This window comes from Pseudomonas onubensis, assembly GCF_965653655.1.
Classification (GTDB): domain Bacteria; phylum Pseudomonadota; class Gammaproteobacteria; order Pseudomonadales; family Pseudomonadaceae; genus Aquipseudomonas.
In genome coordinates this window covers 1-9,977 of sequence record NZ_CBFHAZ010000156.1, presented here as the reverse complement: position 1 = coordinate 9,977, position 9,977 = coordinate 1, and the positions used below count along the sequence as shown (strand labels likewise).

Here is a 9,977-nt window from a genome sequence, read left to right as displayed (position 1 = left end):
GTGTATCAGTTGATACATCTGGTGACTGAACCACCGCATTCGCGAGCAAGCCCGCTCCCACATTTGAACCGAGCAAGTCTTCCAAAATAATAAGAAACCGGAGAACAACCATGTCCCTTAGCGTGTTCGACCTGTTCAAGATTGGCATCGGCCCCTCCAGCTCCCACACCGTCGGCCCGATGCGCGCCGCCGCTCGATTCGTCGAGGGCCTCAAGCGCGACAACCTGCTGAGCGCCACCACCGGCATCAAGGTGGAACTCTATGGCTCACTGGGCGCCACCGGCAAAGGCCACGGCAGCGACAAGGCCGTGTTGCTGGGCCTGGAAGGCGAACACCCGGACACCGTGAATACCGAAACCGTCGCCGCACGCCTTGCGCAAATGCGCGGGGACGGTCGCTTGAACCTGCTCGGCGAACACAGCATTGCGTTCAACGAGAAAGAGCACCTGGCGATGATTCGCAAGCCTCTCGCCTACCACCCCAACGGCATGATTTTTCGTGCCTTCGACGCCGCCGGTATCCAGATCCGCAGCCGCGAGTATTACTCGGTCGGCGGTGGGTTTGTGGTGGATGAAGACGCTGCCGGCGCTGACCGGATTGTCGAAGACACCACGCCGCTGACCTTCCCTTTCAAACATGCCAAGGACTTGCTTGGCCATTGCGCTACTTACGGGCTGTCCATCAGCCAGGTGATGCTCACCAATGAAAGTGCCTGGCGCCCGGAGGCGGAGACTCGCGCCGGTTTGCTGAATATCTGGCAGGTGATGCAGGACTGCGTGGATGCCGGTTGTCGCAACGAAGGCATCTTGCCCGGCGGCTTGAAGGTCAAGCGCCGTGCAGCGGCGCTGCATCGGCAGCTGTGCAAGAACCCCGAATCGGCATTGCGCGACCCGTTGTCGGTGCTCGATTGGGTCAACCTGTATGCGCTGGCGGTCAACGAAGAAAACGCCAACGGCGGGCGCGTGGTCACCGCGCCCACCAACGGTGCGGCCGGGATTGTGCCGGCGGTGTTGCATTACTACATGCGCTTTATCCCCGGCGCGAACGAGGACGGCGTGGTGCGCTTTCTGCTCACCGCCGCCGCCATCGGTATTTTGTACAAGGAAAACGCCTCGATTTCCGGCGCCGAAGTCGGCTGCCAGGGCGAGGTCGGCGTGGCCTGCTCCATGGCTGCGGGCGCCTTGTGTGAAGTGTTGGGCGGCAGCGTGTCCCAAGTGGAAAACGCCGCCGAAATCGGCATGGAACACAACCTCGGCCTGACCTGCGACCCGATTGGCGGGCTGGTGCAGGTGCCGTGCATCGAGCGCAATGCCATGGGCTCGGTCAAGGCGATCAATGCGGTGCGCATGGCCTTGCGCGGCGACGGGCAGCACTTCGTCTCGCTGGATAAAGTCATCCGCACCATGCGCCAGACTGGCGCCGATATGAAAAGCAAATACAAGGAAACCGCCCGTGGCGGTTTGGCCGTCAACATTATCGAGTGCTGACGCCTACAAGCGCGTCCGCACGTTTTTCAGGAGCTGAACATGTCCACCGAAACCCTGTTGAAAACCCCATTGCACGCGCTGCACATCGAGCTGGGCGCGCGCATGGTGCCCTTCGCCGGCTACGACATGCCGGTGCAATATCCGCTGGGCGTAATGAAGGAACACCTGCACACCCGTGATCAAGCCGGGCTGTTCGACGTGTCCCACATGGGCCAGATCCGCCTGACCGGCGCCAACGCCGCCAAGGCCCTGGAAACCCTGGTGCCGGTCGACATCATCGACCTGCCAGTCGGCATGCAGCGCTACGCCATGTTCACCAATGACCAGGGCGGCATCCTCGACGACTTGATGGTGGCCAACCTGGGCAACGACGAACTGTTCCTGGTGGTCAACGCGGCCTGCAAGGATCAGGACCTGGCCCACCTGCGCAAACACATTGGCGAGCAGTGCAGCATCGAGCCGCTGTTCGAAGAGCGCGCCCTGCTGGCTCTGCAAGGCCCGGCAGCGGTGAAAGTGCTGGCACGCCTGGCGCCTGAAGTGGCCAAGATAACCTTCATGCAGTTCGCCACCCTGCGCCTGCTGGGCGTGGACTGCTACGTGAGCCGCTCGGGCTACACCGGCGAAGACGGTTTTGAGATTTCCGTACCGGCGGCCAATGCCGAGAGCCTGGCGCGCAGCCTGCTGGCCGAAACCGAAGTTCAAGCCATCGGCCTGGGCGCCCGCGATTCCCTGCGCCTGGAAGCCGGCCTGTGCCTCTACGGCCATGACATGAACACCGAGACCACCCCGATTGAAGCCAGCCTGCTGTGGGCGATCTCCAAGGCCCGGCGTGCCGATGGCGCACGTGCCGGTGGCTTCCCCGGCGCCGACCGCATCTTCACCCAGCAGCAAGCCGGTGTAAGCCGCAAGCGCGTGGGCCTGTTGCCACAGGAACGCACCCCGGTGCGTGAAGGCGCAGAAATCGTCGATGAGCATGGCACGGTGATCGGCAGCGTGTGCAGCGGCGGCTTTGGCCCGACCTTGGGCGGCCCGCTGGCCATGGGTTACCTGGACAGCGCATTTGTCACACTGGACACCGAAGTGTCTGCGTTGGTACGTGGGAAAAAGGTGCCATTACGTGTAAGTAAAATGCCATTTGTACCGCAACGTTACTACCGTGGTTGATTGACTGTTCCAATAAGTAACGCGGTTGCGTTAACGCGCACTAATTTGTAACGCAACCGCCATAAATTAGTGCATTGACGATAGTCTTTTTACTAGGCGCCAGCCTATAACAAGTGAGCAACGCTATCGAATATGTGGGATCCACTTTTAGTCAACGAAGTGTCATATGGCCGAGCAAAACCTGGGGGTTTGCGGGGCTTGTTTTTTCTGTATTAGTTGACGTAGAGTTTAGCCACTGTGTTTGCATGGGTCGCTTGGAACCTGGACCTGGGCAGTAGCTATAAGTTTGCTACAACCCGTTCGACGTCTCTTACTTTCCTGCAACCCAGCCCAGTACTCTTTCATGTGAAAGGGGCTGTCATTAATTTTTAGCGTCAAAGGAAAGAAGAAAATGGCTGATCGTCAGAGCGGTACCGTCAAGTGGTTCAACGACGAGAAAGGGTTTGGTTTTATCACTCCAGAAAGCGGTCCGGATCTGTTCGTGCATTTCCGCGCTATTCAGGGCAACGGCTTCAAGAGCCTCAAAGAAGGCCAGAAAGTCACCTTCCTTGCCGTGCAAGGCCAGAAAGGCATGCAGGCTGACGAAGTACAAGCAGAAGGCTGATCCTTACTGCGACAAAAAGCCCCTGATGGTGACATCAGGGGCTTTTTTATGTGCGTTTGCTCGTAAAATGGCTTTTTTCTCAAGAGAGACGGCCATGCCCAAACCTTTGTTGAGCCCCCAAGGCGAATTCCCCGCCGTTGGCCTGGGCCGTCGTCTGGCAGCGATGTTCTATGACTTCCTGTTGTGCACCGCGCTGCTGATCGTCACCGCGTTTATCTACAAGCTGGTGTGGATGGCGTTTATCGGCGAAGCCAGGATGCGCACACTCACCGAGTCCGGCGCACTGGACGGCGACCCGCTGCTGTCGACGATTCTGTTTTTTGTGCTGTTTGGTTTCTTCGCCAAGTTCTGGACCCACTCGGGGCAGACGCTGGGTATGCAGGTGTGGGGCGTGCGCGTGCAGAACGCCGACGGCTCGCGCATCAGCCTGTGGCAGGCGCTGCTGCGGTTCGTGGTGGCGATTGCGTCGTGGTTATGCGTGGGGCTGGGGTTTGTCTGGTCGCTGTTTGATAAGCGCAAGCGCAGCTGGCATGACATCTACTCGGATACGCAGCTGGTGCGGATCCCCAAGCAGAAAAAGTAACCGCTGAAAGAGTGAAGATCCAAATGTGGGAGCGGCGGTGCGACGATTCGACTTGCTCGCGAATGCGGTGTGTCAGTCGATACATTTGGTGACTGACCCAACGCATTCGCGAGCAAGCCCGCTCCCACATTTTTGACCGGGTGCGCCTTGGATCAGGCGTTGCCAGCCAGCTTGAGGCGCGCAGCCTGGGTGAAATCCAGCATGCGCTTGAGCGGGCGCACGGCGTGCGGGATCACCGAGGGCTCGACGAAGATCTCATTACTGCCCTCACGCAAACACTGCAGCGTGCGTTCCAGCGTATTCATCGCCATCCACGGGCAATGCGCGCAACTGCGGCAGGCCGCGCCGTTGCCGGCGGTCGGTGCCTCAACAAAGACTTTATCCGGGCACAACTGCTGCATCTTGTAGAAGATGCCGCGATCGGTGGCCACGATAAAGGTCTTGTTCGGCAAGCGCTGGGCTGCGGCAATCAGTTGGCTGGTGGAACCCACCGCGTCAGCCAATTCAATCACCGCCGTCGGCGACTCCGGGTGCACCAGGATCGCGGCGTCCGGGTACAGCGCCTTCATGTCTTCAAGCTGCTTGGACTTGAACTCTTCGTGGACGATGCACGCGCCGTCCCACAGCAACATATCTGCACCGGTCTGGCGCTGAATGTAAGTGCCCAGGTGCTTGTCCGGCCCCCAGATAATGGTCTCGCCGTTGTCCATCAGGCTTTCGACGATTTCCAGCGCGCAGCTGGAGGTAACCACCCAGTCGGCACGCGCTTTGACCGCCGCCGAAGTGTTGGCGTACACCACCACCGTGCGCTCCGGGTGCTGGTCGCAGAATGCCGAAAACTCATCCACCGGGCAGCCAAGATCCAGGGAGCAGGTAGCTTCCAGGGTGGGCATGAGGATGCGTTTTTCGGGAGTAAGGATTTTGGCGGTCTCGCCCATGAAACGCACGCCGGCGACCAACACGGTCTTGGCCGGGTGGGCAGCGCCAAAGCGGGCCATTTCCAGGGAGTCGGAGACACAGCCACCGGTTTCTTCGGCCAGGGCCTGAATCACCGGGTCGCAATAGAAGTGGGCCACCAGCACCGCGTCCTGAGCCTTGAGCTCGGCGGCGATGGCGCTGCGCAGGCTCGCCTCTTCGTCGGCGCTCAGCGCCTTGGGCTGCTTGGCGTCGAGGTGGGCTTGAACCAGTAGGCGTTCGGAAATTTGCGTCATATTCGCAAGACCTGCAAGCGCAGTAAGCGCGAAAGTCGAGTGTACCACCGGCTCTGGAGCCCTTCGGGCGCCGCCGGACGAAGTGATTGTGTTCATCAAGCACGGGTAAAGCTGCGCAAGGCTACAGAATATCGAATCGATTCAAAAGCCTAATCTGGCATCCAGGCGCACGCCTGTCGGGCAAAAAAAACGGGAAGGCCCCGTGATGAGCCTTCCCGCTTTCATGGCGCGCAACCTCAGCGCATCAGTACAGCGGGATAGTCCTTTAGCAGCACCGAATCCTGCATGGCCGCCAGGGCGTCCTTCAAGGTTGATTGCTCCAGCGCGTCCTTGGACTTTTTAACCTCCTGGGCTGCGTGCTCCAGCAACGCCAGGTAGTCGCGTTTGGACGAGCCTTCTTTCGGCACCACCGTGTCTGACACCAACTGGGCCATCTCGTACTTCTGGGTCCGGGTGTTCTGCACCGCCGACTGCGACACAGAAGCACTCGCCAGTTGGCCATCCTTATAGGAGAAGCTCGCGGTGCTGCTGGCCTTGTCCTGCACTTGCACATACAGGTAGTTCTGCGATTCGCGGGTGCCATCCAACACCGGTGGCTCGCCACCGCTGAGGCTTTTGTGGAAGTTTGCCGACAGCACCGACTGCTGGTTCTGGGTCACGCTGCGGTCCGCGCTGCTGCGGCCATTGACCTGGGTCTTCTGCGACACGGTGTAGGAGAAGCTGTCGACTTCCGTAGGACGCATTGCGTTGGACGCACCGACGGCCTGCTTGATCGAAGCCTTGAAGTCCGCCAGCCCTGTCAGCAAACCTTTGTCGGTCGGGTTGTTGCTCAATGCATTCGTTGCGCCAGCGCCTTGGGGATAGTTGCTGTTCATGGCGCTGAACGCATCCTTGAACATCGCCATCAAATCAGCATTGGCACTACCGCGCTGTTGCACCCGGTCGAACTGGGCGAGGTAGGTTTTCATCGCATTGGCCTGCTGTTTGGAGTCACCCAGGATTGCGCGGTTTTTCAGGTCCACAGACAGGTCGACGTCGCCGGCCGGGCCACTCATACGTGTGGTGCGGCTTTGGCTGTCGGCGTGGAACGCCAGGCTCATGTCCTCGCCCCCCTGGGTTTTGACTTTGGCGTTGAGGTCCACCGACGCCAACGCGCTGGTGTCGAACTGGGTCAGTTTGCTCAGGTCGAGTTTCGGCGGTACGGCGGTCAACCCATCGACCGAAGCCTGGAACGCCGTCCCCAATTGGCCGACGGCTTTGAGTTCATCCGCGGTCAAATCGCCGCCGTCGACGGTGGCCTGCACGCCCAAGCCGTCTTTCTGAGTGAACAGGCTGAACGTCACCGTCTTACCGCTGGCGGTCTTGATGCTGAGGCTGATTTGGTTGTCGGCCTTGCTGTGCAACACCGCCTGGTCGGCCTTGATCCCGCCCGTATCACCGGCACGCTCTGCCGTGGTGTTGAGCACCGATTGTGAAATCCCCGCCCCGCCGCCCCCGGTGAACTGATCCACCAACGCAGCACCGAGGCCGCTGTAACGGCTGGCCGTGGAGATTGAACCGAAGCGTTGGCTGATCGCCTGGGTGACTGCGTCCTGATTATCGTTTTCCCAGGCCCACACGGTTTCGCGGCCGGGGAGCTGCCCGTTTTTGGAATAGAGATCGATAACGTCGGCCACGGGATTTCCGAGGCTGACCACGGAAGACGGCCGGGCCGGTGAGACGTCGAGGGTGTTCGCAAGCGCTGCCGGCGGTGAGGTCGTGGCGGCGCGAAGAATGAGGGGATTGGTCGCGATGATCGGCGTTAGCGTAGTCATGACAGTCCGTGTCCTAAAAGCTGATTAGCCTTCAATCTAACCAAGACACGCCGCGATTGACAGCATTGAGGTCAAAACTTACGGCAAAGGACCACGCCAAAAAACCGGCCCTTTGCCGTTATCCACAGGTCAGAAGCGGTAAGTCACCGAACCACCAAAACCATTGGCACTGTTTTCATACTTGGCGTCGTAGGTCAGCGCCAACTGAGGATTGTTGTCGCGCACCTTGATGGGCTCTTCCTTCAGGTAGGAATAGGCCACGTCAAAGGTCAGGTTATCCACAGGCGTCCAGCCGGCACCGAGGCTGAAGACGGTGCGGTCGCCCGTCGGAATGCGCACCGAACGGTCGGTGTTGTTGGTCGGCGTCTGGTCCACCGAGAAGCCGGTACGCAGCACCAGTTGTTTGTTGAGCTGGTATGACAGGCCGATCGCATGGGACCAGGTATCGTGCCAATGCTGCTCTTCGGTGATGGAGTTCAGGCCGGCCAGCTCAGCGGTAATGTCCGAAACGCCAGAGTTGTTGACCGTGATTTTCTTCAACTGGCTCCAGCGCGTGTAGGTGCTGCCCACGTAGAGGGTCAGGGCGTCGGTGAGTTGGTGCGTAACCGAGAAGTCCACGGACGACGGCGTAGTGACGTTCAGCTTGGCGTCATACTTCTGCGCCCCGCCGTCGAGCAAATCCGAGAGCACACCCGAGGCGTTGGTATGGCCGCTCAGGTGATAGACCACTTGCGAGTGGTAAGTGACGCCGACGCGAGTGCTGTCCAGCGCCTGCACCAGAATGCCGGCGTTGAAGCCCATCGCGGTGTCGTCACCTTTGATCTTGGCCGTCTCGGTGCCCAAGCCAAACGCCGGGACTTTGGAGTCCAGCTCGCCGGTGATTTTGTTGAAGGTCGGGCCGAAACCTACCGAGACCTTGTCGTTGAACGCATAGCTGACCGTCGGCTGCACGGTGAGTACCTGAACCTTGCTCTTGTTACCAAAACCATTGCCCTGGAAGCCGTGTTCATAGTCGGTCACCAGGCCGAACGGCGCGTAGACCCCAAGGCCAAAGGCCCAGTGTTCATCAATCGGCGTCACCAGGTAACCCATCGGCACGGCAATGCCGGGGACCATGTCGCCTTTATTGGTGCCAGGGTTGTCGGCGCCGCCTTGTGAGGAGCTGGCGTCCTTGATGTTGGTTTTGGCATCCAGGTAAGTCGCGCCGATGCTGACTTCATTGTGCTTGATGCGCGACATGCCGGCCGGGTTGCCGAACACCGTGCTGGCGTCGTCGGCCGAGGAAGAACGCCCGGCGTAGCCTGTACCCATTGAGCTGATACTTTGCTCGTTGAGTGCGAAACCACCGGCGAGCAGTTGTGTGGAGGCGAGCGAAATGGAGAGCGCCAAGGCGCTTTTAAGAGTTTTGTTATTCATTATTAGGACTCGAATTATTGGGCAGCGCTGGGGAAACTACCAACGTTCGAGCGGAGCGTTTATGAAGAGTTTTTCATGCTCTGGATTGTCGGACAATCTCAGGATTTTCAAGACTTTGCCCGATTTTACGTGTCCTTTTATGACTTTTTAACCTGATCGTGACTGGTGAGTTTCACCCATGCGCAAAGGCAGCCAACGCCTCGCATTGGCCGCCCGCTCGCGTTATGGGTTCCAGTATTTGTTAGCCGCTGCGATAGTCGCAAACTCCGTCGCCACTACGTGGCCGATGCTGATCAGCATCGCTGCGTCATTGGCGTACACGTCGCGTAAACGCCCACGCACCGCTTCGTCCGGTTGCGTAGCCTTGATCACCAGCCGCGCCATCTTGATGGCTAACTCGCGCCCCTCTTCCGGGGTGGCGGTGATCAGTGAATTGTTCGGTATCAGACTCATCAGGATTTCCCTCTTGTTATAGGTCGCTTATTGCCGCGTGGATGGCTGAGGCTGGTCTTGCGCAATGGCGCTGCCCATCAACGTGAAGGTGAGAGGGAGCGCAATCAATAAACGCTGGGCTGTTTTCATCGGTGGACCTACGGTTGGGTGGAGGACAGCTGGGTGATTTTGGCGGATTCTAATCACCTAACAACAATAATGACAATATATTTTGTCATTATTGTTTTTCCGCTTGGATCCAGGCTTTTGGGCGTTATACTCAAGCCCCCGAACTACCCGTGAACCTGGCCACTCGTGAGCACCAAAAGTGACATCCTGCACCTTCTCCAGCGCGAGCCACTGACCGTGGTACAGCTTTGCGAGCACCTGGCCGTCACCCGTAACGCGGTGATCGTGCAGCTCAAGCAATTGGAGTCCGAGGGGTTGGTGCGCCGCAGCAAAATCCGCCCGCCTAATACGGTCGGCAAGCCGCCGGTGGTGTTCGAGGCTGCGCCGGGCAGTGAAGACGTCACTTCGACGGCCTACCAGGTTTTGCTCACGCAATTGCTGGCCACGCTCAAAGATCGCTACGACGTCGATGAGTTGGGCGATGTGCTGGAGCAGACTGGCCGCCAATTGGCGCAACGTGCCGGGCTGGCCAACCCTGCGACATTCGACAGCGGCCTGCGGGCGGCCATGGCGGCGGCCGACGCCTTGGGTGCCAGTACTGAAGCGGTGCCTCAGGAAGGTGGCGTGATGGTGCGCAACTTCGCCTGCCCGGTGGGCAGCGTGGTGCGTGAAGAGCAGTGTGTGTGCCGGGCGATGGCGGCGTTCTTTTCCGAGGCTACGGGGATGCCGGCCAATGAGCAGTGTTTACGTGAAGATCGGTTGATTTGTCAGTACTTTATTCAGATGGGGTGAGTGTTTATCCGTTGCTGCGGTCACGGCTGAGTAGGGTTCCGCTCTTACAGCGGGTCACTTTTGCAAGGACCGGAATGCCGGCCCAGTCAAAAGTAACCAAAAGGTCCTCGCCCCACCACTCGGCACCTCGCTTGGGCCATCGTGGTTAACGGGGCGTTTCAGATCAAGATCAAGATCTACAGCACGGCGGCCTGAAAGCCGACCTGAGTGGTTGAAGCAAGAGCCAGATCAAGTGCGAAGCAAAGCCTATCTACCTGATGCAACGCGGTTTAAGTGTGGGAGCGGGCTTGCTCGCGAATGCGGTGTGTCAGAAACAGATGAATTGACTGACCCACCGCATTCGCG

9 protein-coding genes are annotated in these 9,977 nt (G+C 59.3%); 5 read left to right on the top strand and 4 right to left on the bottom strand.

What is annotated here, in order from left to right:
- Window positions 1-110: 110 nt before the first annotated feature.
- From ACTD9P_RS28385 to ACTD9P_RS28370, 4 genes are all read left to right on the top strand, one after another.
- Window positions 111-1,487, top strand: coding sequence for an L-serine ammonia-lyase (locus ACTD9P_RS28385; protein ID WP_138814070.1), 1,377 nt, complete (start codon window positions 111-113; stop codon window positions 1,485-1,487).
- 39 nt (window positions 1,488-1,526) lie between these two features.
- Window positions 1,527-2,651 carry a glycine cleavage system aminomethyltransferase GcvT gene (gcvT, locus tag ACTD9P_RS28380; RefSeq protein WP_438870246.1) on the top strand — a complete coding sequence of 375 codons (1,125 nt, stop codon included), beginning with the start codon at window positions 1,527-1,529 and terminating at the stop codon, window positions 2,649-2,651.
- Between the two features lie 391 nt (window positions 2,652-3,042).
- Complete coding sequence (locus ACTD9P_RS28375) at window positions 3,043-3,255, top strand: cold-shock protein (protein ID WP_056858586.1); 213 nt, start codon at window positions 3,043-3,045, stop codon at window positions 3,253-3,255.
- Window positions 3,256-3,349: 94 nt separating this feature from the next.
- The gene (locus ACTD9P_RS28370; RefSeq protein ID WP_438870245.1) at window positions 3,350-3,838 is read left to right on the top strand and encodes an RDD family protein; all 489 of its coding nucleotides are present in this window, start codon (window positions 3,350-3,352) and stop codon (window positions 3,836-3,838) included.
- 152 nt (window positions 3,839-3,990) lie between these two features.
- Here the strand turns inward: ACTD9P_RS28370 and nadA are convergent, their stop codons facing one another.
- The 4 genes from nadA to ACTD9P_RS28350 form a co-directional block, all read right to left on the bottom strand.
- Window positions 3,991-5,049: a quinolinate synthase NadA gene (nadA, locus tag ACTD9P_RS28365; protein ID WP_056858584.1), complete on the bottom strand. Its 1,059-nt coding sequence runs from the start codon at window positions 5,047-5,049 to the stop codon at window positions 3,991-3,993.
- Window positions 5,050-5,285: 236 nt separating this feature from the next.
- Window positions 5,286-6,725: a lactate dehydrogenase gene (locus ACTD9P_RS28360; RefSeq protein WP_438870247.1), complete on the bottom strand. Its 1,440-nt coding sequence runs from the start codon at window positions 6,723-6,725 to the stop codon at window positions 5,286-5,288.
- A gap of 267 nt (window positions 6,726-6,992) precedes the next feature.
- Window positions 6,993-8,279, bottom strand: a complete 1,287-nt coding sequence (locus ACTD9P_RS28355; RefSeq protein ID WP_438870244.1) for an OmpP1/FadL family transporter — start codon at window positions 8,277-8,279, stop codon at window positions 6,993-6,995.
- Window positions 8,280-8,501: 222 nt separating this feature from the next.
- Window positions 8,502-8,732: a hexameric tyrosine-coordinated heme protein gene (locus ACTD9P_RS28350; RefSeq protein ID WP_438870243.1), complete on the bottom strand. Its 231-nt coding sequence runs from the start codon at window positions 8,730-8,732 to the stop codon at window positions 8,502-8,504.
- A 294-nt stretch (window positions 8,733-9,026) separates the two neighbouring features.
- Here ACTD9P_RS28350 and ACTD9P_RS28345 point away from each other — a divergent pair, with 294 nt between their 5' ends.
- The gene (locus ACTD9P_RS28345) at window positions 9,027-9,632 is read left to right on the top strand and encodes a helix-turn-helix transcriptional regulator (RefSeq protein ID WP_438870242.1); all 606 of its coding nucleotides are present in this window, start codon (window positions 9,027-9,029) and stop codon (window positions 9,630-9,632) included.
- Window positions 9,633-9,977: the final 345 nt, after the last annotated feature.

Bases quoted from the DNA above. Each gene is read 5' to 3' on its own strand.
- ACTD9P_RS28385 (WP_138814070.1), top strand. From the start codon at position 111: ATGTCCCTTAGCGTGTTCGACCTGTTCAAGATTGGCATCGGCCCCTCC.
- ACTD9P_RS28355 (WP_438870244.1), bottom strand. From the start codon at position 8,279: ATGAATAACAAAACTCTTAAAAGCGCCTTGGCGCTCTCCATTTCGCTC.
- nadA (WP_056858584.1), bottom strand. From the start codon at position 5,049: ATGACGCAAATTTCCGAACGCCTACTGGTTCAAGCCCACCTCGACGCC.
- ACTD9P_RS28375 (WP_056858586.1), top strand. From the start codon at position 3,043: ATGGCTGATCGTCAGAGCGGTACCGTCAAGTGGTTCAACGACGAGAAA.
- ACTD9P_RS28350 (WP_438870243.1), bottom strand. From the start codon at position 8,732: ATGAGTCTGATACCGAACAATTCACTGATCACCGCCACCCCGGAAGAG.
- gcvT (WP_438870246.1), top strand. From the start codon at position 1,527: ATGTCCACCGAAACCCTGTTGAAAACCCCATTGCACGCGCTGCACATC.
- ACTD9P_RS28370 (WP_438870245.1), top strand. From the start codon at position 3,350: ATGCCCAAACCTTTGTTGAGCCCCCAAGGCGAATTCCCCGCCGTTGGC.